The sequence below is a fragment of the Micromonospora sp. CA-248089 genome, from assembly GCF_050948515.1.
Taxonomy (GTDB): domain Bacteria; phylum Actinomycetota; class Actinomycetes; order Mycobacteriales; family Micromonosporaceae; genus Micromonospora.
Genome location: NZ_CP192016.1, coordinates 5,808,358 through 5,830,581, shown reverse-complemented (window position 1 = coordinate 5,830,581; position 22,224 = coordinate 5,808,358). Strand labels below are relative to the sequence as shown.

Genomic DNA, 22,224 nt, shown 5'->3' with positions numbered 1-22,224 from the left:
CCGGCAGGCGACACGGGGGCGGAAACTCGCATGTCAGAGGCGCTGCGCTTCGAAGTGCTCGGCCCGCAGCGGGCCTGGTACGCCGACCGTCAGCTCGATCTGGGGCCGGCCAAGCAGCGGGCCGTACTGGCCGTGCTGCTGCTCGCCGCCGGCCGTCCCGTGCCGAGCGGGCAGATCGTCGAGGCGGTGTGGCCGGACGAGGCACCGGTGAACGGCCTCAACGTGGTGCAGAAGCACGTCGCCGGTCTGCGCCGGGTGCTGGAACCCGACCGGTCACCGCGTACGCCGGCCCGGGTGCTCACCCTCACCGACGCGGGATATCTGCTGCGGGTGCCGCCCGAGGCGGTGGACGTGGTGCGCTTCGAGCGCGGCGTACGGAGCGCGCGGTCGGCCCAGGCGGCCGGGCGTACGGAGGAGGCGCTCGCCGAGGTGAGCGCCGCCCTGGAGCTGTGGCAGGGGGAGCCGTTCACCGGGTTCGCCGGGCCGTACTTCGACGCGGCCCGGCACCGGCTGGTGGAGCTGCGCGCGGTCGCCCTGGAGACGCGTGTCGACCTGGAGCTGGCCGACGGCCGGCACGGCGAGCTGGTCGGCCGGCTGGTCGAGCTGGTCGCCGAGTTCCCCGTCCGGGAGCGGCTGCGCCACCAGCTCATGCTGGCGTTGCACCGCAGTGGACGGCAGGCCGAGGCGCTGGCCGCCTACCGCGACTACGCCGGGCTGCTCCGCGACGAGTACGGCATCGAGCCGGGCGGGGCGCTCCAGGATCTGCACCGGCGCATCCTGCGCGCCGACCCGGACCTCCTGGCACCGGCCCAGCCGCCGCCGGCGAACCCGGCCGAGAACCCGCCTCCGCCCACCGCTGCGCCCCGGTCCGCGGTCTCGGCGCAGCTCACCGTTCCGGTCCAGTTCACCGTCTCCGCGCAGCCGGACGGTCCGGTCCGGCCGCCACCGTCCGCCGAGTCGCCGACCGGCGTGCCGGCTTGGGTTCCGTCCCCTGTCGCGCCGCCTTTCGGTGCCGTGCCGCCGACCAGGCGTCCGGCCGGTGTGCCCGGATGGCTCAGCGTCGTCGCGACTGTGGGCGGCGCGCTCACCGCCCTGCTCTCGTTCGGCATGCTCACCTGGCTGGTGGTGCTGCTGTACGGGATCTGGCGACGCGGCCTGGGCAGCGTCGTCGCCGCGGTCTGCTACCTGACCGTGGCCGTGACGTTCGTGGCGGTCCTCGGCAGCAGCGAGTCGGAGGAACCCACCGCGTTCGAGATCGGCCTCCTGATGGTCTGGCTGACCGCCTGGCTGGGTGGCGTCCCGCACGTGGTGCTGCTCAACGGCCGGCTGCACGCCTGGCTGCGTGGCCTCTGGCGTGGGCGGCCGTACGCCAACCGCAACCGGCTGCGCCGGGAGTACGCCCGCTACCTGCTCTACCAGTACCCGTCGGCCCGCAACGACCTGCGCATCGGGCGCCCCGACCTGCCCCGCGCCTACGACGACGGCGGACTGGTGGACGTCAACTCGGTGCCGGACCAGGTGATCGCCGGGCTGCCGGGACTGACCCGGTCGCAGGCGCAGCACGTGGTGGTCGACAGGCGGCTGCGCGGTCCGTACACCTCGATGGAGGAGCTGGCCGCCCGGTGCCTGCTGCCGGCGGCGGCGACCGACTCGCTGCGCGAGCTGCTGGTCTTCCTGCCGCCCGTGGCGCCGCAGCAGCCGCTCGCGCCGCCGTCCGGGCCGCCGGAGTCGTCCGCCCTCCCTGGTAGAAATGCCGGATGAGCCAGGATCGGATGGCCGTCCGGGAGCGCGCCGAGGCGGTACTGCGGCGGCTGGCGGGTGACCACGCCCGGCTGCGCGAGGACCAGTGGCGGGCCATCGAGGCGCTGGTGGTCGACCGCCGGCGGGTGCTGTGCGTGCAGCGCACCGGCTGGGGCAAGTCGGCCGTCTACTTCGTGGCCACCGCGCTGCTGCGCGAGGGCAACCGGCACGGGCCGACGGTGATCGTCTCGCCGCTGCTGGCGCTGATGCGCAACCAGGTCGAGGCCGCGGCCCGGGCCGGCATCCGGGCGCGCACCATCAACTCGGCGAACCTGGACGAGTGGGACGAGATCACCGCCGAGATCCACGCGGGTGCCGTCGACGTGCTGCTGATCAGCCCGGAGCGCTTGAACAATCCGGACTTCCGCGACGGCGTCCTGCCGAAGCTCGCCGCCACCACCGGGCTGCTCGTGGTGGACGAGGCGCACTGCGTCTCCGACTGGGGGCACGACTTCCGCCCCGACTACCGGCGGCTGCGCACGTTCCTGGCCAACCTGCCCGAGCGCACGCCGGTGCTCGCCACCACGGCCACCGCCAACGCCCGGGTCACCCAGGACGTGGCCGAGCAACTCGGTGACGCGCTGGTGCTGCGCGGCACGCTGGACCGCGAGTCGCTGCGTCTCGGCGTCCTCGATCTGCCGAGCCCGGCGCACCGCCTGGCCTGGCTGGCCGACCACCTGGACCGGCTCCCCGGCTCGGGCATCGTCTACACGCTCACCGTGGCGGCGGCGACCGAGACGGCGGAGTTCCTGCGCGGGCGGGGCTGGTCGGTCGCGTCGTACACCGGGCAGGCCGAGGACGCCGACCGGCGGGCCGCCGAGCAGGACCTGCTGGACAACAAGATCAAGGCGCTGGTCGCCACGAGCGCGCTCGGCATGGGCTTCGACAAGCCCGACCTCGGCTTCGTCGTGCACCTGGGCGCGCCGCCCTCGCCGATCGCCTACTACCAGCAGGTCGGCCGCGCGGGCCGGGCCGTCGAGCACGCCGAGGTGCTGCTGCTGCCCGGCGCGGAGGACGCGGCCATCTGGCGGTACTTCGCCTCGCTCGCCTTCCCGCCCGAGGAACAGGTCCGGGCCATGCTCGCCGCGCTGGACACCGAACGGCCGATCTCCACCCAGGCCCTCGAACCGGTGGTCGACCTGCGCCGGGCCCGGCTGGAGCTGATGCTCAAGGTGCTCGACGTGGACGGCGCGGTCCGCCGGGTGCGCGGCGGCTGGCTCGCCACCGGCGAGCCGTGGGTCTACGACGAGGCCCGGTTGCGGCGCGTCGCCGACGCGCGCTCCGCCGAGCAGCGGGCCATGCGGGAGTATGCCTCGACGTCCGGCTGCCGGATGCGCTACCTGCGGGAAGGGCTGGACGACACCGGGGCGGCCGACTGCGGGCGGTGCGACAACTGCGCCGGCCCGCTGTTCGACGCCGAGGTCTCCGAGGCGGCGCTGACCGCCGCGCAGACGTTCCTCGGGCGCCCCGGCGTGCCGATCCCGCCCAAGAAGCTCTGGCCGACCGGGCTGGAGTCTGTCGGCGTACCCCTGAAGGGCCGCATCCCCCCGGCGGAGCAGGCGCTGCCCGGCCGGGCCGTGGGGCGACTGTCCGACCTGGGGTGGGGCGGGCGGCTGCGCGGGCTGGCCGGGCCGGAGGCGCCGGACGGCCCGGTGCCCGACGACGTGGTGGCCGCCGTGGTCGAGGTGCTGAAGGCGTGGGCGCACGGCGACGACCCGTGGCCCCGGCGGCCGGCGGGTGTGGTGGCCGTCGGCTCCCGGACGCGACCGGTGCTGGTCGGCTCGCTGGCCGAGCGGATCGCCGCCGTGGGCCGGCTGCCGCTGCTCGGCCAGGTCGTCCCGGACGGTCCGTCCGGCGGTGGCGGGCCGCGCGGCAACAGCGCCCAGCGGGTACGCGCGCTGCACGACGCCTTCCACCTGCCCGACGAACTGGCCGGCGCGCTGCCGGGGCTGAACGGGCCGGTGCTGCTGGTGGACGACCTGGTCGACTCGGGCTGGACGATGGCCATGGCGGCGCGGCTGCTGCGCCGGGCCGGTGCTCCGGACGTGCTGCCGCTGGCGCTCGCGGTGGCCGGCTGACGGTTCCCGGCCGACGCGGAAAGTTCCCGCGCCGGGCGGAATGCGAGCGTCGCCACCGTCGGCGGACCGTCGTCGGGCCGGCACCCGGGCGGCGGTACCGTGGGGTCATGACCGAGCAGCGACCCGTCGTCCAGACCTACACCGTGACCGGGATGACCTGCGAACACTGCGTCAAGGCGGTGACCGAGGAGCTGTCCGCGCTGCCCGGCGTCGACGAGGTCCGGATCGATCTGACCGGCGGCACCGCCACCGTCACCAGCGCGGCGCCGCTGTCTGTCGAGTCCGTGCGTGCCGCCGTGGACGAGGCGGGTTACGAGCTGGTCGGCGGCGGTGCCTGAGTCGTCGTCCGGCACGTCCGGCACCGGCGTCGTCCCCGACGATCCCGAGGCCGGCTCCGACGCTCCCGCGGCACGGCCCGGGAGCGCTGCGCGGTCCGGTGACGCTGCTCCCGCTGTGGTGGACCGGGAGACGCTGCGGCTGGCCCTGGTGGTGGGCGGCCTGGTGCTCGCCGTCCTGCTCGGCTTCGGCCTCGGGCGGATGAACGCGCCGGCTGGCCCGGCCCGGCCCGCGACGGCAGGCGGGGTCGCCACGGGCGGCGCCGACGGCGGCGCGCACGCCCACTCACCCGGAACCGGCGCGCACACGCACGACGGCGCCACCGTCACCCAGGGCGGCGGCGATGGCGCGACCGGGCTGTCGATCACCTCGGCCGGCTACACGCTGGTGCCGTCGACCGAACTGGTCGCGGACCGCGCCGGTGAGCTGCGCTTCCAGATCCGCGACGACCAGCGCCGGGCGGTCACCCGGTTCGCCGTCGTGCACGACAAGCCGATGCACGTGATCATGGTCCGTCGTGACCTCAGCGGTTACCGGCACCTCCACCCGACGATGGCCGCCGACGGGACCTGGTCGGTGCCGATCGCGTCACCGGAGGCGGGCCCCTGGCGGATGTACGCGGACTTCACCGCCGTCGCCGACGACGGCCGCCAGGTCGCCGTGGTGCTCGGCGCCGACCTGACCGCATCCGGCGCGTACGGGCCACGGCCGCTGCCCGCCGCCGCCACGTCGGCGACAGTCGACGGATTCACCGTCGCGTACGCGGGCACGCCGGAGGTGGGGAAGTCGGTGCCGCTGCGGTTCCGGGTCACCGGCGCGGATGGAGCGGCGGCGTCGCTGGAGCCGTACCTCGGGGCGTACGGGCACCTGGTGGCGTTGCGCGAGGGCGACCTCGGCTACCTGCACGTGCACCCGGAGCCGGTGCGCGACGGCGACGACGTGACGTTCTGGCTGAGCGCGCCGGGGCCTGGTAGCTACCGGATGTTCCTGGACTTCCAGGTCGGGGGCGTGGTGCGGACCGCCGAGTTCACGCTGACGGTGGCCTGAGTCCCGCGCGGGCCGGGCGGTCAGCCGGCCCGGCGCACCGGGCGGCGGGCCAGGTAGCGGAGCAGATCGCGGATGTGGTGCTTCTCCTCCGCGGGCACGTTCGGGTCGGCGAGCCGGTCCAGGATGACCCGCACGTCGGCCTCGACCGGGCCGTCCTCGGCGCCCCGGCGGCGGGGCACCGGCCCGGCGTCGGGCAGGCCCAGCGCGCGGAACGCGGCCGCCACGGGCAGGTCGAGGGCGGCGCAGAAGCCGCGGACCTTCGCGAGTTCGGGGTAGTCCTGCCAGTCGCCGGCCAGCCAGCGGAACACCGTGGAACGGCCGACACCGGTGTGGGTGGCGAGGTCGGTCACCGTCCAGCCGCGCTCCTCGCGCGCGGCGTCGATGGCCCGTCGTACGAAGCGCGCGAAGGCCATCTGAGGCGAAACGTCTGCGGAACCCATCCCTGGTGGATCTGTCCCCTTCCTCCGGTGGCCCGGCTCGCGCATCGAGCCTAGTACGCCGAACCGGAGAAGTAACTGACTGATCGGTCCGGAGGTCTCGTCGGCGGGACTCAACTACGGAAGCCTGCTTCGGGTAATGCACTTCGGGTAATAGGCTGAGGAAACCCTGGGAGTCGATGGAGGAGAAGCATGGCCGAGCCGGACCGTCCCGTACCGCATCGCCCCGGCGCGGTGAGCGCCTTCTTCGTGGCCAAAGCCGCCGTGTTCGCGCTCGGCTTCTGGATCTGGCTGCTGGTGCTGGCGGTACGCGGCAGCGAGGCGACCGGCGTACACCTGATCGCCGCGACCGGTGCGATCTGCACGACGCTGGCCTCGGTGGTGCTCGGTGCGCGCCTGGCGTTGCAGCGCAACGCCGCCGACCGGCACGCGGAGCTGAAGCGGCTGCTCGTGGACATCTCGTGGAACGCCTTCGCCGCCGCCGGGAACGCCGAGCATGCCGGGAAGGTGGTGCCGTTCCCGAGCGCGTCGCACGACGGCGAGCGGGGGCCGAACCGTGGCGCCGGTGAGCGGGTGTCGGTGCTGGACCGGGGCGACCGCAACCGGGGCGACCGGGGGCGGTAGGGCCGCCCCGCTGCCTCGGCTCAGCCGGCCTCGGCCAGCAGCGTCTCCAGCCGGGGCGTGACACCCCACTGGCCGACCAGCTTGCGGTACTCGGCCCGCTGCCCGTCGGTCGGCGCGCCCGCCGTGCGCCGCGCCCGGATGAGCAGGTTGCGCGGCGTGTGCCGGGAGTCGACGAACTCCACCACCTCGGCGCGGTAGCCGTGCAGGCGCAGCAGCGCGGCCCGAAGCGAGTCGGTGAGCACGTCGGCGAACCGCTCCCGCAGGATGCCCTGCCGGGTCAGCAGCTCGTACGGCGCCGGCGCCTGACCGGCCCGGAGCTGGGCGGCCAGGTCGTGGTGGCAGCAGGGCGCTGCGAGGACCCAGCGGGCGTTCCACCGCACCGCCCGGGCCAGCGCCTCGTCGGTGGCGGTGTCGCAGGCGTGCAGCGCCAGCACCAGGTCGGGCGCCGGTTCGACGGACGCGTCGGCGATGGTGCCGGCCACGAAGCCGACCCGGTCGGCCCAGCCGAGCCGCTCGGCCAGTTCGGTGTTGCGGCGGCGCTGGTCCTCGCGGACGTCCACCCCGACGAGCGTCACGTCCAGGCCGCGCTGGACCAGGTAGCGGTAGGCGGCGAAGGTCAGGTACGCGTTGCCGCAGCCCAGGTCCACCACCCGCAACGGGCCGGCGAGGTCGTCGGGCAGCGTTGCCGCGAGCGCGCGCAGGAACGCGTCGACCTGGCGCCGCTTGGCCGCCGATCCGCCGATCTCCCGGAACAGGGGGTCGCCCGGGTCCAGCAGCCACTCCTTGGCCCGGTCGTGCCCGCCCGGCTCGGCGGCCGGACGGCTGGCCGCCGCGCGGTGCACCTGGGCCTCGCCGGACTTGGTCACCCGGAGCTGGAGCGTGGCGTCGGCGGTCTCCACGTGCCAGTTGCCGAACGGCTCGGCGAGCAGTTCGTCGACCGCCGCGCCGGCCTCCGTACCGGGTGCCACGTTGCGGGTGTGCGGCCGCGACCCGTCGGAGACGGCGATCTGCAGGCGAGGACCGGCCTTGAGCGTGACCGGGCGCAGTTCCGCGCGTACCACCGAGGGGCGCTGCCCCCGACGGCGCCCGGCGGCGACCGCGCGGGTCAGCCCGGGCGCGAGCAGCAACGCCCGCACCTCGGCCAGCGCCGAGTCCAGCGCTTCCGGCATCAGTTCCTACCTTTCCTGGCCGCCCCCGCCGCCGCCGTCGACCGCCACCGACTGGTTGATCATGAAGTTGGCGGCCGTGAGCACGGCGTGTCGCGCCGTCAACTTCATGATCGTCGCAATGAGGGGGGCGGGGATGGGGACGGCCTCCGGGACCGGGGTCCGGGAGGCCGTATCCGTTTGGTGTTCGTCAGTCGGCGTTCGTGGCCTCGGCGGGCGCACCGGTGCTGCCGCTGCGGCGCCGGCGACGACGACGGGGCTTGGTGCTCGCGGCGTCGCCCTCCGTGGGCTGCGGTGCGGCGGCGGTCTCGGCCGCGCCCTCGGTGCCGATCACCGCTGTCGGCTCACCGGCCACCGTCTCGCCGGCCCGGCGGCGACGCCGACGACGCGGCGTACGCGAGGTCTCGTCGTCCCCGGTGTCGGCCTGTGCGGAGGACGAACCGGCGGACGAGCCGCCCTCGCCGCCCCGGCCGCGACCGCGGTCGCGGTCGCCGCGCTCGCGGCCCCGGCTGTCGCCACGCCGCGCGCCCCGGCGCGACCGGCTGCCGCCGCCGCCCAGGTCCTCCTCGACCTCGGCGGACAGGCCGGCGCGGGTGCGCTCGGCGGTCGGCAGCGTGCCGCTGACGTCCGTCGGGATGCCCAGGTCGGTGTAGAGGTGCGCGGAGGTGTGGTACGTCTCCGGCGGCTCGGGCATGTCCAGCCCGAGCGTCTTGTCGATGATCCGCCAGCGGGGCATGTCGTCCCAGTCGACGAACGTCACGGCGGAACCCGTGGCCCCGGCCCGGCCGGTACGGCCGATGCGGTGGGTGTAGGTGTCCTGGTCCTCGGGACAGTCGTAGTTGATCACGTGCGTGACGCCCGTGACGTCGATGCCCCGCGCCGCCACGTCGGTGGCGACAAGCGTGTCGATCTTGCCGGCCCGGAACGCCCGCAGTGCCCGCTCGCGCGCGCCCTGCCCGAGGTCGCCGTGCACGGCGGCCACGGCGAAGCCGCGGAAGTCGAGATCCTCGGCGACCCGGTCGGCGGCCCGCTTGGTACGGGTGAAGATCATGGTCAGCCCGCGGCCCTCGGCCTGCAGGATGCGCGCCACGATCTCGACCTTGTTCAGCGAGTGCGTCCGGTACGCGAGCTGCTTGGTCTGCGGCGACGGACCGGTCTCGGCGGTGTGCCCGGCGTGGATGGTCACCGGCCGGCGCAGGAAGCGCCGGGACAGCGCGACGATCGGGTCCGGCATGGTGGCCGAGAACAGCATGGTCTGCCGGTCCTCCGGCAGCATCGCCAGGATCTTCTCGACGTCGTCCAGGAAGCCCAGGTCGAGCATGCGGTCGGCCTCGTCGAGGACGAGCGCGCGGACCCGGTCGAGCCGCAGGTGCTTCTGCTTCTGCAGGTCCAGCAGGCGGCCGGGGGTGCCGACCAGGATCTCGACGCCCTTGCGGAGCGCCTCGATCTGCGGCTCGTACGCCACGCCGCCGTAGATCGGCAGCACCCGGACGCCCCGGGTGCGGCCCGCGGCGTCGAGGTCCTTGGCTACCTGGATGCCCAGCTCACGGGTGGGTACGACGACGAGCGCCTGCGGGACGCCGTCGCTGCCCTCGGACGGGGCGAACACCCGCTCCAGCAGCGGGATGCCGAAGCCGAGGGTCTTGCCGGTGCCGGTCGGCGCCTGGCCGATCAGGTCGACGCCGCGCAGCGCGATCGGCAGCGCGTACTCCTGGATGGCGAAGGCGCGGGTGATGCCGGCGGCGGCCAGCGCCTCGACGGTTTCCTGCCGCGCGCCGAGCGCGGCGAACGTGGGTGCCTCCGGGGGGACCGGAGCGGTGGGGGCCAGTGGCTGGCCGGAAATCTGCTCGCTCATATGGATTTGGGGGTGCCCTCTCGTGGTGCGCCCCTCAGGTCCTCAGGGCGCGATCGGTGTGGCGCGGGCCACGCGGTCACTGGCGATTTCGCCGAGCCGGACCGGGCCGCACGCGCGTCGGGGACCGGTCTTGATCAGCAAGTGACCGAATCGGTGCCCACGGCAACTGTCTCATCCTACCTGAACGGCCCCTGAGTCGTCCCGATTCCCAGGTGGTGGCCGTGCGCGCGGGGCGGCTCGCTGTGACTTGAGTCACAGCGGGGCCGCCGGTAGCCTGCGCTGATGTCCGCCCCCGCCGCCTCCGGACCCGCCGCCCCCGACCCCGCCGCGATCGACCTGTTCGGGCTCGTCGCCTACGGCGAACTGCTCGCCTTCGACCGCCTCGCCGCCGACGCGCGCCTCGCGCCCGACCTGCGTCGCCGCGCCGCGCTCAGCGAGATGGCCGCCGCCGAGATCGCGCACTACCGGTGGCTCACCGACCGGCTCGGCGCGTGGGGGGTCACGCCGGAGGAGGCGATGGCCCCCTACGTCGAGGCGCTGCGGGCGTACCACGACTCGACCGAGCCGCGGGACTGGGCCGAGGCGGTGACGAAGGCGTACGTGGGGGACGCGATCACCGACGACTTCCTGCGCGGGATCGCCGACGGCCTGACCGGGCCGGACCGGGCGCTGCTGCTCGACGTGCTGCACGACTCGCGGTACGCCGAGTTCGCCGGAGCCGAGATCCGGGCCGCGATCGAGGCCGATCCCCGGGCCGCCGGGCGGCTGTCGATGTGGGCGCGCCGGCTGCTCGGTGAGGCGCTGTCCCAGGCGGGCCGGGTGGCCGCCGCCGACCGGGGCGCGTTCGTCGCGTTGATCGGGCGGACCGGCGGGGACGTACCGGGGCTGCTGCGCCGGCTGACCGAGGCGCACACCGCGCGGATGACTGCGGCCGGGTTGAACAACTGAGCCGCCGTGGCGGGGAGGCCCGCCACGGCGGCCGGTGCCGCGGGACTCAGCGGACGGTGAACCCGACCGCGCGAGGCGACGCCTCGGCGATCTCGACGTAGGCGACCTTGCCGACCGGCACGATCACACGCCGGCCCTTCTCGTCGGTCAGGGAGAGCGTGCCCTCGCTCTTGGCGAAGGCGTCGGTCACGATCTGCTCGATCTCGGCCGGCGACTGCGCGCTCTCCAGGACCAGCTCCCGCGGCGCGTACTGCACGCCGATCTTGACCTCCACTGTGCCTCCTCAACTGGGGCGAAAAAGCCACCGTGGGAAGGCTATCCGATCCGGCGGCCCGATGTTCAGGCTGACTCACCTTGCAGCGGGAAGCTGGCGATGCCGCGCCAGGACAGGGCCGCGACCAGCGCCTCGGCCTCCGCCTTGGGCACCTGGCGGCCACCGGCCAGCCAGAACTGGGCGGCCGTCTCGGCGGCGCCGACCAGGCCCGAGGCGAGCAGCTCGGCGTGCGACCGGCTGACCCCGGTGTCCGAGATGATCGTGTCGGTGATGGCGGCGATGCAGCCCTGCTCGACCCGCTCCACCCGCTGCCGCACCGCCGGGTCGTTGCGCAGGTCCGACTCGAAGACGAGCCGGAACGCCTCGCTCTCGTGGTCGACGAAGTCGAAGTACGCGCGCACCGCGGCCCCGACCCGCTCCTTGTTGTCGTTGGTGCCGCTCATCGCGTCCTGCACGTTGGCCACTATCGCGTCACAGTGCGTGTCCAACAGCGCCAGGTAGAGCTCCATCTTCCCGGGGAAGTGTTGGTAGAGCACCGGCTTGGAGACGCCGGCCCGCTCGGCGATGTCGTCCATAGCGGCGGCGTGGTAGCCCTGCGCGACGAACACCTCCTGAGCGGCGGCGAGCAGCTGCTTACGGCGCGCCGAGCGGGGCAGGCGGGTGGGCCGACCGGCGGTCTGTGCACCGTTCCCCACTGCGGTCATCGGATCCTCCGAGTATCTGCGTACGAGCCGGCACGTATCACCCGAACCGGTCCGGGTTCGTGAACCCGTCGCGGAATTGGCCCGCCGCTGTAACTTATCGCCACTGTCACCACACGGTAGCCTCAGCGGGGGCGACCAAGGAGCGCGCGGTGAGTGAAACAGGGCAACCCGGAGCCGCCACCCCGGGAGAGCACGGCGACGGGACGGGCCAGCAGGACGAGCCAGCCCGTACCGGCGGCGGTTGGGCGCCCCCGGCGAACGGCTGGTCCCGCGGCGCTCCGGCGCCCGGCGGCTGGCCCTACGGCGACCTCGGCGGCTGGGCCGCCTCCTCGCCCCGGCACGGCGACCTGCCGGCCCCGCTGCCCGGCCACTCCGCGCCGGAACCGGGCCGCGTCAACGGCCGCCACGTCAACGGCGTGCACCACGCCGGGGAGGAGTCGCCAGTGACCCGCCAGGCGCCGGTCAGTGCCCCGCCCGCGGACGAGCCGCCCCGGTCCGCCGACGGCGAGCGGCTGGCCGTACCGGCCCCGCGCCCGGCGCCCACGATCGAGCAGCCGAACGACCCGGGGGACGCCCCCGGCTCCCGGCACGCCGCCGACGACCCGTCCGCCCGCGCGCCGCGCTGGGCCGAGAGCGGGCCGACCTCCGCGCCCCCGGCGCTCCAGGTCCCGCCGGTCGGCGCCGCCGCCTCCGGTTTCGAGGTGCCGCCGGGCTTCCACGCCCCGAACACCGAATCCACCCCGTCGCTGTCCCGGGGCTGGGCCGACCGCCCCGCCACCCCGCCACCGGCCACCAGCCGGCCGGAGCACGCGGCGGGCGAGGCGCACCCGCCCGAGGGCCGGGCGGCCGCCGCCGAGCCGCGGGCCGCCGCCGAGTCCCGGGAGCCGGCCGGCGACGACCCGAGGGCCGCCGAGCCGGACTGGTCGGGGCCGTCCTGGAACCGCCCCAGCTGGGGTGACGGCTGGGCCCCGCCCTGGGCCCGCACCGACGAGCCGCCGGCCCGCCGGCCCGAGGAGCCCACGGCCCGGGGGCCGGAGGAGCCACCCGCCCGCCGCGCCGAGGAGCCCGCCGCCGAGCGGCGGGAGTGGGAGGACGACAGCGCCGCCCACCGCACCGCCCGCGACGACCGCGCGGCCGAGTGGGCGCCCGAACCGGTGCGGCCGTACGAGCCGGCCCGCGTCGAGCCGCCCGCCGCCTACGAGCCGCCACGCGCCGAGCCGGTACGGCCGTACGAGCCGCTGCGCGCCGAGGCGGCACCGGGCCCCGAGGCGACGCGGTCGTACCCGCCGCCCGCCGAGTCCGAGGTGTCCCGGCCGTACGAGCCGGGGGCCGGGCCCGAGCAGGCGCGCCGTTTCGAGCCGCCGGCCGCGCCCGAGCCGACGCCCGAGGCGACCCGGCCGTTCCGGCTGCCCCGGGGCGACGCCGAGCCGCCGCACGGCTACGAGCGGCCCTCCTGGGCCGGGCCGCCGGTGCCGGTCGCCCCGCTGATCACGCCCCCGGGTCCGCCGCCGACGAGTGCCCCGCCCGCGCCCGGCGCGCCGCTGGTGTCCAGTGCCCCGCCCGCGCCGCCCGGCGGATTCCCCCGGCGCCGCCCGTCGAAGCGGCCGCCCTCGCCCCGCCGACCTCAGGCGTGCCCGCCACGAGCGGCCCGCCGCGCCTCGATCGCCCACCCGCGCCCCACCCGACGAGCGCCCCTCCCTACGCGGCCCGCCGGTCCGCACCGGAACCGGTGCCGGCCGCCGACGCGGTCGCCGAGCCCCGACCGGAGGAACCGTCCCCCGTGCTGCCGCAGCGCGTCCCCTCGGAACCGGACGTGCCCGTCGTGCCGGAGCCACCGGCAGTGGAACCGTCCGCCGAGACCCCCGAACTCGCCCGCATCGCCACCCACCTGCGCCGCGACGACGAACCCGCGCCGCTGCGGGAACGGCCGGAGGGCTTCGACGTCAACGCGATCCTCGACGCGGTCCGCGAGGTGGCGGGCGTCCGCGACGCCGCGCTGCGCCGGACCCCGGCCGGCGCGCACAGCCTCCGGCTCGACCTGGCCGACGGCGCGGACCCGGCCGAGGTGAGCCGCGTGGTGGCCCGGCTGCTCCAGGAACGGATGGGCCTGGCCGCCGCACCGCAGAACCTGCCCGGTGCGCCCGCCGTACCGCCACCGGCACCGCTGCGCCGCCGGTCGGCCCGGCTGGACCGCTCCGGCGAGACCCGGGCACCCGGGGCGCAGTCCGCGCCGGGCCTGTCCCGCACCGCACCGGGCGAGGCCCACGCCGCGCCGTCCGAGCCGGGCGACGCGCGTACCCAGGTGCCGGCGGCTCGCGGCGACGAACCCGGACCGGCCGGCGACGAGACGCCGGCGCGGACCGGTGTGGCGCGCCCGGCTGCGAACCGCTCCGGCGACGCGCGGTTCGGTGCGGACCGCGCCGCGCGCCCGGCCGAGGCGCCGGCCGACGGCGACGAGCCGCCGCGCCGCCGCCGGCAGGCCACCCACCGCGGCCGGGCCACCGTCGACGAGACGTCGCTGGCCGCCGCGCCGACCGGCATGTCCACCGGCAGCCCGGTCACGCTCGGTACGTCGTACTCCGCTGGCCAGATGACCACGACGGAGACCGCGCCGTCGCGACCGCTGGACACCGGCGGCGTGCCGGGGCCCCGGGTGGTGATCGAGCACGTCCTGGTCAGCACGTTCGGCCTGGACGCCACCACCGAGGTCCGCCTGGTCGCGGGCGACCGCACGGCCGAGGGACACGCGACCGGGCCGGCTGTCGACGGGTACGTGCTGCGGCTCTGCGCGGTGGCCGCCGCCGCCGCGGTGGACGAGTTGCTCGGCCGGGGCGTCCCGGCCGGCGAGCGGGGCCGGTGCTTCGTGGAGCACGCCGCCGTGGTGCCGTTCGGCAACTGCGAGGTCGCCACGGTCGTGGTGCTGCTGGTCTGCGACGGCTGGGTGGAGCAGCTGGCCGGCTCGGCCCTGGTGGCCGGGGATCCCCGGCAGGCGGTCGTGCGGGCCACGCTCGCGGCGGTGAACCGGCGGCTGGAGGCGCTGCTCTCCTGAGCGCCGGTGTGCGGTACGGCCCCCGCCCGGGGAAGACTGGAGACATGAAACGCGCCGCACTGTGGCCGGAGCACAGCCTTCCCGCACACCACGTCCCGCCGCCCTGGCCCGGCCGGCACGTACGCCTCGACGGCACGCTCGTGCACGTCCGCGACACCCCGGCCACCGGTCCCGGGGCGGAGCCCGCGCTGTACGTGCACGGCCTCGGCGGGTCCGCGCAGAACTGGACCGACCTGGCCGGGCTGCTCGCGGACCGGCTCGACGGCCAGGCGATCGACCTGCCCGGGTTCGGCCGCAGTGAGCCCGGGCCGCGCTACACGATCCCGGCTTTCGCCGAGCGGGTGATCCGCTGGATCGAGCACAGCGACAGGGGGCCGGTGCACCTGTTCGGCAACTCCCTCGGCGGCGCGATCTCGGTCCGGGTGGCGGCGCTGCGCCCGGACCTGGTCCGCACGCTCACCCTGGTCTCGCCCGCGCTGCCGTTCCTGGACTTCCGGCGCTCGTTGCAGGGGCGGATGCTCCCGCTGCTGGCGATCCCCCGGGGCGAACGGCTGGCCGCCTGGCGGCTGGCCCAGTTCAGCCCGGAGGTGACGGCGCAGCAGGTGATGGAGGCGTGCGTGGCGGACCTGACCCGGATCAGCGAGCAGCGCCGGCAGGAGGCGATCGACGAGATCCGGGTCCGGTACGAGGCGGCCCACTACGCCGCCGCGTACGTGCGGACGTTCCGGGGCCTGGTCGGCACCTTCCTGCGGTCGTACCTGCCGGGGGAGGGGGCGCTGTGGCGGCAGGCGGCGGCGGTACGGGCGCCCACGCTCGTGGTGGGCGGGCGGCAGGACCGGCTGGTCGACGTGCGGGTGGCGCCGCAGGCGGCCCGGGTCATCCCGGACAGCCGGCTGCTGATGCTCGACGGTGTCGGGCACGTGGCCCAGCTGGAGGTGCCCCGGACCGTGGCGCGGGCGGTGCTCGGGCTGCTCGCCGAGGCGACACCGTCGTTCAGCACCGGCATGGGGGAGAGCGGAACGGGGCGTGACATGGCAGGCTGAGCCGGATGCCCAGCTCCCGCCGTCCTCGTGCCGCCCGTACCCGTTCCTCGTTTCGTCACTGGCGTACCGCGCTCGTGGTCTGCGCCTTCGTCGCCGCCGCCGCGGTCGGGGTCGGCGTGGCGGTGCAACTGCCGTCGGCGGGCGCGGGGACGCGGGTCACCGACGGGTTCGTCGCCCAGCCGCCGGCGCCCACGCGGGAGCCGTCCACGCCGAGCGTCCCGCCGTCGCCTCCGGTGGTGCCCAGTTCGCCGGCCGCGCCGGTGCTGACGCTGTCCGACCCCGGCCCGGCGAAGGGCCGGGGCAGCTTCGCGTACGACGACCGGACCAGCGGCGTGCTCGGCCGCTCGGGGACGCTGCGCCGCTACCGGGTGGCGGTGGAGAACGGTTCCGGCGAGGAGGTCCGCGCGTTCGGCGAGGCGGTGCAGCGCGCGCTGGCCGGCCCGGGCAGTTGGGTCGACGGCGGCACGCTGCGGTTGCAGCGGGTCGGTCCGGGCGACCGGTACGACTTCACGATCTACCTGGCCACCCGGGACACGGCCGGGCGGCTGTGCGGGGCGGGCGGGATCGACATCCGGGTGGGCGGGGTGCCGTACACGTCGTGCCGGGTGCCGGGCAAGGTGGTGATCAACCTGGCCCGGTGGCGGACGTCGGCGCCGCACCTGGTCGACGCCGGGATGCCGCTGGACGCGTACCGGCTCTACGTGGTCAACCACGAGGTGGGCCACCAGCTCGGGCACCGGCACGAGGGGTGCCCGGGTGCGGGCCGGGCGGCGCCGGTGATGCAGCAGCAGACGCTGTTCCTCAAGGGCTGCCGGCCGAATCCGTGGCCCTACGTGGGCGGGAAGCGGTACACCGGGCCGTCGCTCTGAGCGGCAAATGGTGAAGAAGATTCGCGGCATAGGCGGCAAAAGCAGCTAAATGCCCGAATTGCATGGGACGCTGGAGGCATGACCTCGTCGTCCCCCTACGACAGACTCGCGGCGCCGCCACCCGAGCGTCCCACGCTGCGCCGGATGCGCCGTCGCCGCCGTCGCTCGGTCCTGCTGCTGGCGATGCTGCTGGCGGCGAGCAGCGGCGCGTTCGGCATCACCCGGCTGAACGCGCCGCCGGCCGGACACACGGGGACGCCACTCGCCGCCGAACCGTCGCTGGCGCGCGGCGCCGAGGCCGACGTCCCGGCCGCGGCGCCGACCGGCTACCCCACCGCCGGTCCCGGCACGTTCGCGGTGGTGCAGGGCCGCTCCCCGGTACGCGGACAGGAGGGCCCGCTGCGCCGCTACCGGGTCGAGGTCGAGCACGGTACGGGGCAGGACGCCGACGGGTTCGCCGCCACCGTGGACGCGGTACTCGGCGACCCGCGCAGCTGGATCGCATCGGGGGACCTGCGGGTGCAGCGGGTGCCCGAGGCGGCCGCGGCCGACTTCACCGTCTACCTCGCCACCCCCGTCACCTCCGAGCGGATGTGCGCCGAGGGGGGCCTGCGCACCGACCGGTACACCTCCTGCCGGCTGCCCGGCCGGGTCGTGCTCAACCTGGCCCGGTGGATGACGGCGGTGCCCGACTACGGCGCCCCGCTGGAGGTCTACCGCACCTACGTGATCAACCACGAGGTCGGGCACGAGTTCGGCGAACTGCACCAGGCGTGTCCCGAGCCCGGCGCGCCCGCCCCGGTGATGCAGCAGCAGACGTACGGGCTGGACGGCTGCCTGCCGAACGCCTGGCCGTACGTCGGCGGGATCCGGTACGAAGGCGAGCCCACGGACGGCGTCTGAGTTATTCCCGGTCCCGCAGTTCGGGCCGAGTGTCCCTCATCATGGCCGATCCCCCTCCCGGCGAGCGACAATGGCGCGGTCACACCGCCGATCCCGGGGAGTCCACCGTGTCGTTGCCCCCGCTCGTCGAACCCGCCGCCGAGCTGACCGTAGACGAGATCCGCCGCTACTCACGCCACCTGATCATCCCGGACGTCGGGGTCGAGGGGCAGAAGCGGCTGAAGAACGCCCGGGTGCTCTGTGTGGGCGCCGGTGGCCTCGGCTCGCCGGCGCTGCTCTACCTCGCCGCGGCCGGTGTCGGCACGCTCGGCATCATCGACTTCGACACCGTCGACGAGTCGAACCTGCAGCGCCAGGTCATCCACGGCGTCTCCGACGTGGGCCGGTCCAAGGCCGAGTCCGCCGCGGCGTCGATCCGCGAGATCAACCCGCTGGTCAACGTGGAGATCCACAACACCGCGCTGGACCGGGAGAACGTCCGGGACATCTTCTCCCGGTACGACCTGATCGTCGACGGCACCGACAACTTCGCCACCCGGTACATGGTCAACGACGCGGCGGTGCTGCTCGGCAAGCCGTACGTCTGGGGTTCGATCTACCGGTTCGACGGCCAGGCGTCGGTGTTCTGGGCCGAGCACGGCCCCTGCTACCGCTGCCTCTACCCGGAGCCCCCGCCGCCCGGCATGGTCCCCTCCTGCGCCGAGGGTGGCGTGCTCGGCGTGCTCTGCGCGTCCATCGGGTCGATCCAGGTCAACGAGGCGATCAAGCTGCTCGCCGGCATCGGTGAGCCGCTCGTCGGCCGCCTGATGGTGTACGACGCCCTGGAGATGAGCTACCGCAAGATCAAGGTCCGCAAGGACCCGAACTGCGTGCTCTGCGGTGAGAACCCGACCCTCACCGACCTGATGGAGGACTACGAGGACTTCTGCGGCGCCGTCTCCGACGAGGCGCAGGAGGCGGTGGTCGACTCGACCATCACCGCGCTGGAGCTGAAGGACTGGCAGGACTCCGGCAAGGACATCTTCCTGGTCGACGTGCGCGAGCCCGCCGAGTACGAGATCGTCCGGATTCCCGGCGCGACGCTCATCCCCAAGGGCGAGATCCTCTCCGGCGAGGCGCTGGCGAAGTTCCCGCAGGACCGGCAGATCGTGCTGCACTGCAAGTCCGGCGTCCGCTCCGCCGAGGCGCTGGCCGCGCTGAAGGCGGCCGGCTTCTCCGACGCGGTGCACCTCCAGGGCGGTGTGCTCTCCTGGGTCAAGCAGGTCGACCCGTCGCTGCCCGCGTACTGAGTCGTGTCGATGGGCCCGCCCGGCGCTCCGGGCGGGCCCATCGTGCTCTCCGGGGCACCTGGCGTGGGCAAACGATCGATCGCGGCGACCGCTGGGCCGGGTGGTCCTGACCGAGCTACCGAGGCGTAACCGCGGCCGCGCCAGTACCGTCAGTGCCGTGGTGGACTTGGACGCGGCGATCGGATTCGTCGTCGCTCACGGTGACGCGGTGGACCGCGCCCGTCTCTCCCGGCTGCGCACCGGCGCTCCGGTGCCGCCCGACGTGCTCGACGCCGCCGAGTCCGGGCAGGCGCCGGGTGGCGGCTGGCCCGCCGTCCTCGACGGCGAGGTCGCCTCGATCGACGCGACCTGCTTCCGCCTGGCCGAGCTGGACGACCTCGGCGCGCTGGGCCGCCCGGCCGCCCGGCACGCGCTGGACTGGCTGGCCGCCCGGCAACTGCCCGACGGTGGCTGGGACGAGGATCCCTCGCTGGCCGGGCTCGCCCCCGAGTGGGCCACCCCCGGCGATCCCGAGGCACGGCTCTACCAGACCGCGAACGCCGGATTCTGGCTCACCGTGGCCGGGCTGGACGCGCGGGCCGCCGGTCCGCTCGACCACCGGGTCGGCGGCGCGTACGCCGGTGTGGTGCAGGCGGCGGCGCAGGCGCTCGCCGCCCAGCTCGCGCCGGACGGCAGCTGGCCGTCCTTCCTGCCCGCCGGCTGGCTCGCCGCCGCGGTGCTGCACCGCCAGCAGATGTACTACGAGTCGGCGCGCATCCAGGCGGTGCTGGCCGACCGGATCCCGCAGATGTCCCCGGCCGACGTGGCCTGGCTGGCCGCCACGCTGCGCCGGGTCGACGTGGGCGAGGAGCAGTGGCTGCTGGTCTCCGCGCGCAGGCGGCTCGCCGAGACCCAGCGCAGCGACGGCGGCTGGGACAGCGACGACGGCCACCAGTTCGACGTGCACACCACGCTGCGGGCGATCCGCGCGTGCCGCCCGAACGCGCCGGAGGCCCCGGTCTCCGGAGCGCCGTTCGTGGTGCCGCAGACCGCCGAGCTGCCCGCGCCGCCGGCCGTACCGATTCCGCGCCGGCCGGCGGGCCCGCGCCGTGGTCGGCCTGGACGGTCCTGCCCGACCTGGGCGTGGACGACGGCTCGTCCGTGCCGGTGTCCCCGGGCCTGCCCCCGCTCGTCGTACCGCCCACGGCGCCGGGTGCCCCGTCCACCCCGGCGGACGGGGACCCACTCCAGCTCACGTAGCCGACCGGGCGGATCAGCGCAGGTGACCGTCCCCGGTGACCACGTACTTGGTGCTGGTCAGCTCCGGCAGACCCATCGGGCCGCGCGCGTGGAGCTTCTGCGTCGAGATGCCGATCTCCGCGCCGAAGCCGAACTCGCCACCGTCGGTGAAACGGGTGGACGCGTTGACCATGACCGCGGCCGAGTCCACCCGGGCCACGAACTCCCGGGCCGCCCGCTGCGAGTCGGTGACGATCGCCTCGGTGTGGCCGGTGCCGTACTGGCGGATCTGCGCGACCGCCGCGTCGAGCGAGTCGACCACGGCGACGGAGATGTCGGCGGAGAGGTACTCGGTGCCGAAGTCCTCCTCGGTGGCCGGCACCACGGCGTCGGAGTGGGCGGCGACCTCGGGCGTGCCGTGCACCGTCACCCCGGCCTCGGCGAACGCGGCCAGCACGGCCGGCAGGAACGCGTCCGCGATGTCACGGTGCACCAGCAGCGACTCGGCAGTGTTGCAGGTGGACAGGCGCTGGGTCTTGGCGTTCAGCGTGACCGCCAGGGCCTTGCCGAGGTCGGCGGCGGCGTCCACGTAGACGTGGCAGTTGCCCACGCCGGTCTCGATCACCGGCACCGTCGACTCCTCGACCACGGCGCGGATCAGCGACGCGCCGCCGCGCGGGATCAGCACGTCGACCAGGCCGCGGGCGCGCATCAGCTCCTTCACCGAGTCGCGCGTGCTGGAGTCGAGCAGCTGCACCGCGTCGGCCGGCAGCCCGGAGCCGGAGACCGCGTCGCGCAGCACCGCGACCAGTGCCGCGTTGGAGTTGGCGGCCGACGAGGAGCCGCGCAGCAGCGCCGCGTTGCCCGACTTCAGGCAGATCCCGGCCGCGTCGACTGTCACGTTGGGTCGGCCCTCGTAGACGATGCCGACCACACCGAACGGCACCCGGATCTGGCGCAGCTCCAGGCCGTTGGGCAGCGTCGAACCGCGTACCACCTCGCCGACCGGGTCGGGCAGCGCGGCCATCTGGCGCAGCGCGTCGGCGATGGCGGCCACCCGGCCCTCGTCGAGCGCGAGCCGGTCCAGCACGGCCGCCGACAGCCCGGCCTCGCGCCCGGCCGCCAGGTCCGCCGCGTTCGCCGTCAGGATCTCCGGGGTACGCGCCACGAGCGCGTCGGCCATCGCGTGCAGCGCGGCGTCCTTGACGGTACGGGTGGCCGTGGCCAGGGCTTCCGCCGCGTCCCGGGCTCGCCGGGCCTGCTCGACGACGCTCATCGTGCGTACTCCTTCGGAGGTGTTTTCAAGAAGGGGCCCTTGCTTACAGCAGGACCAGGTCGTCGCGGTGGACGACCTCACGTTCGTACGCCGGGCCGAGCGCCGCGGCGAGTTCGGAGGTGGAGCGGCCGAGGAGGCCCGGCAGCTCCACCGCGTCGTAGTTGACCAGCCCTCGGGCCACCGGCGCGCCGGCGGTGTCGACCAGGTCCACCGGGTCCCCGGCGGTGAACGCGCCGTCGACGGCGGTGATGCCGGCGGGCAGCAGCGACTTGCGCCGGCCGACCACCGCCTGCACCGCACCGGGATCGAGGTGCAGCCGGCCGCGGGGGGCGGTGGCGTGCGCCAGCCAGAACAGCCGGGCCGCGGGGCGGCGGCTGCTCGGGTGGAAGTACGTGCCGACCGGCTCACCGGCCAGCGCCGGTGCGGCCAGCGGCGCGGCGGTCAGGACCACCGGAATGCCGAAGCCGGTGGCGATCCGGGCCGCCTCGACCTTCGTCACCATGCCGCCGGTGCCCACCCCGGCCCGACCGGCCCCGCCGACGTCCACGCCCGCGAGGTCGCCCTCGCCGTGCACCTCCGTGATCCGGGTGCTGCCCGGCCGGGCCGGGTCGCCGGTCCAGAGCGCGTCGACGTCGGAGAGCAGCACCAGCAGGTCGGCGTCGACGAGCGCGGCGACGAGCGCGGCCAGGCGGTCGTTGTCGCCGAACCGGATCTCCTCGGTGGCCACCGTGTCGTTCTCGTTGACGATCGGCACGGCGCGCAGGTCGAGCAGCTTGCGCAGCGTCCGGTACGCGTTGCGGTAGTGCGCCCGCCGGGTCACGTCGTCCACGGTGAGCAGCACCTGCCCGACGGTGCGGCCGTGCCGGGCGAACGCCGCGGCGTACCGGCCGATGAGCAGGCCCTGACCGACGCTGGCGGCGGCCTGCTGGGTGGCCAGGTCGCGCGGGCGCCGGGTCAGCCGCAGCGGGGCGAGCCCGGCGGCGATCGCGCCGGAGGAGACAAGCACCACCTCGCGTCCGTCGGCGGCGAGCCCGCCGAGCGTGTCGACGAGCGCGTCGACCCGGGCGTCGTCGAGGCCGCCCGTCGCGGTGGTCAGCGAGGACGAACCGATCTTGACCACGATCCGACGGGCCGAGGTGACTGCTTCGCGCACCGGACCATTCTGCGCGCTGCGGTCCGCGGTGCCGCGGCGCGTTCCCAAATCGTGGCAGCTCGCGGCCGGTGCCCGACGTAACCGATGCGAAAACGGTTGCTCGACGACCGACCAATTTTGATCACCCGGTTGGCGGCACACGCCTGCGGATTCCG

At 75.2% G+C, this 22,224-nt stretch carries 18 protein-coding genes and 2 pseudogenes; 12 read left to right on the top strand and 8 right to left on the bottom strand.

Annotated elements, in window-relative coordinates; translation table 11 throughout:
• Positions 1 to 30 precede the first annotated feature (30 nt).
• The 4 genes from ACQP26_RS27310 to ACQP26_RS27295 all read left to right on the top strand — a co-directional run bounded on the left by ACQP26_RS27310 (position 31) and on the right by ACQP26_RS27295 (position 5,261).
• On the top strand, positions 31 to 1,761 hold the full coding sequence (locus ACQP26_RS27310; RefSeq protein WP_433494337.1) for a BTAD domain-containing putative transcriptional regulator: 1,731 nt from the start codon (positions 31 to 33) through the stop codon (positions 1,759 to 1,761).
• A complete protein-coding gene (locus ACQP26_RS27305; RefSeq protein ID WP_433494336.1) occupies positions 1,758 to 3,878 on the top strand; it encodes a DEAD/DEAH box helicase in 2,121 nt (706 codons plus the stop codon). Before ACQP26_RS27310 ends, ACQP26_RS27305 begins: the two co-directional genes overlap by 4 nt.
• Before the next feature lie 107 nt (positions 3,879 to 3,985).
• On the top strand, positions 3,986 to 4,216 hold the full coding sequence (locus ACQP26_RS27300) for a heavy-metal-associated domain-containing protein (RefSeq protein WP_269703944.1): 231 nt from the start codon (positions 3,986 to 3,988) through the stop codon (positions 4,214 to 4,216).
• Positions 4,209 to 5,261, top strand: coding sequence for a hypothetical protein (locus tag ACQP26_RS27295; protein WP_433494335.1), 1,053 nt, complete (start codon positions 4,209 to 4,211; stop codon positions 5,259 to 5,261). Before ACQP26_RS27300 ends, ACQP26_RS27295 begins: the two co-directional genes overlap by 8 nt.
• A 20-nt stretch (positions 5,262 to 5,281) precedes the next feature.
• On the opposite strand, the gene ACQP26_RS27290 is transcribed toward ACQP26_RS27295, so the two are convergent.
• Positions 5,282 to 5,701, bottom strand: a complete 420-nt coding sequence (locus tag ACQP26_RS27290; RefSeq protein ID WP_026268433.1) for a helix-turn-helix domain-containing protein — start codon at positions 5,699 to 5,701, stop codon at positions 5,282 to 5,284.
• 189 nt (positions 5,702 to 5,890) lie between these two features.
• On the opposite strand from ACQP26_RS27290, the gene ACQP26_RS27285 reads away from it, so the two are divergent.
• Positions 5,891 to 6,322 carry a hypothetical protein gene (locus tag ACQP26_RS27285; RefSeq protein WP_433494334.1) on the top strand — a complete coding sequence of 144 codons (432 nt, stop codon included), beginning with the start codon at positions 5,891 to 5,893 and terminating at the stop codon, positions 6,320 to 6,322.
• Between the two features lie 20 nt (positions 6,323 to 6,342).
• Here ACQP26_RS27285 and ACQP26_RS27280 read toward each other — a convergent pair whose 3' ends face one another.
• On the bottom strand, positions 6,343 to 7,491 hold the full coding sequence (locus ACQP26_RS27280) for a class I SAM-dependent methyltransferase (protein ID WP_433494333.1): 1,149 nt from the start codon (positions 7,489 to 7,491) through the stop codon (positions 6,343 to 6,345).
• Between the two features lie 187 nt (positions 7,492 to 7,678).
• Positions 7,679 to 9,343 carry a DEAD/DEAH box helicase gene (locus tag ACQP26_RS27275; RefSeq protein ID WP_433494332.1) on the bottom strand — a complete coding sequence of 555 codons (1,665 nt, stop codon included), beginning with the start codon at positions 9,341 to 9,343 and terminating at the stop codon, positions 7,679 to 7,681.
• A 282-nt stretch (positions 9,344 to 9,625) separates the two neighbouring features.
• Between ACQP26_RS27275 and ACQP26_RS27270 the strand changes: the two genes are divergently transcribed.
• Positions 9,626 to 10,291 (top strand): ferritin-like fold-containing protein, encoded by a 666-nt coding sequence (locus tag ACQP26_RS27270; protein WP_433494331.1) that lies wholly within the window; start codon positions 9,626 to 9,628, stop codon positions 10,289 to 10,291.
• A gap of 46 nt (positions 10,292 to 10,337) precedes the next feature.
• Here the strand turns inward: ACQP26_RS27270 and ACQP26_RS27265 are convergent, their stop codons facing one another.
• The 3 genes from ACQP26_RS27265 to ACQP26_RS27255 form a co-directional block, all read right to left on the bottom strand.
• Entirely contained in the window at positions 10,338 to 10,565 is a 228-nt protein-coding gene (locus ACQP26_RS27265; RefSeq protein ID WP_013288692.1) for a DUF3107 domain-containing protein, read from the bottom strand.
• Between the two features lie 65 nt (positions 10,566 to 10,630).
• Entirely contained in the window at positions 10,631 to 11,269 is a 639-nt protein-coding gene (locus ACQP26_RS27260; protein WP_013288691.1) for a TetR/AcrR family transcriptional regulator, read from the bottom strand.
• 298 nt (positions 11,270 to 11,567) lie between these two features.
• Positions 11,568 to 12,383: a hypothetical protein gene (locus ACQP26_RS27255; RefSeq protein WP_433494330.1), complete on the bottom strand. Its 816-nt coding sequence runs from the start codon at positions 12,381 to 12,383 to the stop codon at positions 11,568 to 11,570.
• Between the two features lie 411 nt (positions 12,384 to 12,794).
• Here ACQP26_RS27255 and ACQP26_RS27250 point away from each other — a divergent pair.
• The 6 genes and pseudogenes from ACQP26_RS27250 to ACQP26_RS27225 all read left to right on the top strand — a co-directional run.
• Positions 12,795 to 14,318: pseudogene (locus tag ACQP26_RS27250) on the top strand (hypothetical protein); the annotation flags it as partial.
• 44 nt (positions 14,319 to 14,362) lie between these two features.
• Positions 14,363 to 15,361 (top strand): alpha/beta fold hydrolase, encoded by a 999-nt coding sequence (locus tag ACQP26_RS27245; RefSeq protein WP_269703951.1) that lies wholly within the window; start codon positions 14,363 to 14,365, stop codon positions 15,359 to 15,361.
• Between the two features lie 5 nt (positions 15,362 to 15,366).
• Entirely contained in the window at positions 15,367 to 16,230 is an 864-nt protein-coding gene (locus tag ACQP26_RS27240) for a DUF3152 domain-containing protein (protein WP_269703952.1), read from the top strand.
• A gap of 78 nt (positions 16,231 to 16,308) precedes the next feature.
• On the top strand, positions 16,309 to 17,133 hold the full coding sequence (locus ACQP26_RS27235) for a DUF3152 domain-containing protein (protein ID WP_433494329.1): 825 nt from the start codon (positions 16,309 to 16,311) through the stop codon (positions 17,131 to 17,133).
• Positions 17,134 to 17,174: 41 nt separating this feature from the next.
• A complete protein-coding gene (gene moeZ / locus ACQP26_RS27230) occupies positions 17,175 to 18,422 on the top strand; it encodes an adenylyltransferase/sulfurtransferase MoeZ (protein WP_269703954.1) in 1,248 nt (415 codons plus the stop codon).
• A 91-nt stretch (positions 18,423 to 18,513) separates the two neighbouring features.
• Positions 18,514 to 19,398: pseudogene (locus ACQP26_RS27225) on the top strand (hypothetical protein); the annotation flags it as partial.
• 276 nt (positions 19,399 to 19,674) lie between these two features.
• Here ACQP26_RS27225 and ACQP26_RS27220 read toward each other — a convergent pair.
• Together ACQP26_RS27220 and proB are read right to left on the bottom strand one after the other, a co-directional pair.
• Positions 19,675 to 20,916, bottom strand: coding sequence for a glutamate-5-semialdehyde dehydrogenase (locus ACQP26_RS27220; RefSeq protein ID WP_433494328.1), 1,242 nt, complete (start codon positions 20,914 to 20,916; stop codon positions 19,675 to 19,677).
• 43 nt (positions 20,917 to 20,959) lie between these two features.
• Positions 20,960 to 22,069, bottom strand: coding sequence for a glutamate 5-kinase (proB, locus tag ACQP26_RS27215; RefSeq protein ID WP_433494327.1), 1,110 nt, complete (start codon positions 22,067 to 22,069; stop codon positions 20,960 to 20,962).
• Positions 22,070 to 22,224: the final 155 nt, after the last annotated feature.

Coding starts and splice junctions, on each gene's coding strand:
- ACQP26_RS27310 (WP_433494337.1), top strand. CDS start 31: ATGTCAGAGGCGCTGCGCTTCGAAGTGCTCGGCCCGCAGCGGGCCTGG.
- ACQP26_RS27305 (WP_433494336.1), top strand. CDS start 1,758: ATGAGCCAGGATCGGATGGCCGTCCGGGAGCGCGCCGAGGCGGTACTG.
- ACQP26_RS27300 (WP_269703944.1), top strand. CDS start 3,986: ATGACCGAGCAGCGACCCGTCGTCCAGACCTACACCGTGACCGGGATG.
- ACQP26_RS27290 (WP_026268433.1), bottom strand. CDS start 5,701: ATGGGTTCCGCAGACGTTTCGCCTCAGATGGCCTTCGCGCGCTTCGTA.
- ACQP26_RS27285 (WP_433494334.1), top strand. CDS start 5,891: ATGGCCGAGCCGGACCGTCCCGTACCGCATCGCCCCGGCGCGGTGAGC.
- ACQP26_RS27280 (WP_433494333.1), bottom strand. CDS start 7,491: ATGCCGGAAGCGCTGGACTCGGCGCTGGCCGAGGTGCGGGCGTTGCTG.
- ACQP26_RS27275 (WP_433494332.1), bottom strand. CDS start 9,343: ATGAGCGAGCAGATTTCCGGCCAGCCACTGGCCCCCACCGCTCCGGTC.
- ACQP26_RS27270 (WP_433494331.1), top strand. CDS start 9,626: ATGTCCGCCCCCGCCGCCTCCGGACCCGCCGCCCCCGACCCCGCCGCG.
- ACQP26_RS27260 (WP_013288691.1), bottom strand. CDS start 11,269: ATGACCGCAGTGGGGAACGGTGCACAGACCGCCGGTCGGCCCACCCGC.
- ACQP26_RS27245 (WP_269703951.1), top strand. CDS start 14,363: ATGAAACGCGCCGCACTGTGGCCGGAGCACAGCCTTCCCGCACACCAC.
- ACQP26_RS27240 (WP_269703952.1), top strand. CDS start 15,367: ATGCCCAGCTCCCGCCGTCCTCGTGCCGCCCGTACCCGTTCCTCGTTT.
- ACQP26_RS27235 (WP_433494329.1), top strand. CDS start 16,309: ATGACCTCGTCGTCCCCCTACGACAGACTCGCGGCGCCGCCACCCGAG.
- moeZ (WP_269703954.1), top strand. CDS start 17,175: ATGGCCGATCCCCCTCCCGGCGAGCGACAATGGCGCGGTCACACCGCC.
- ACQP26_RS27220 (WP_433494328.1), bottom strand. CDS start 20,916: ATGAGCGTCGTCGAGCAGGCCCGGCGAGCCCGGGACGCGGCGGAAGCC.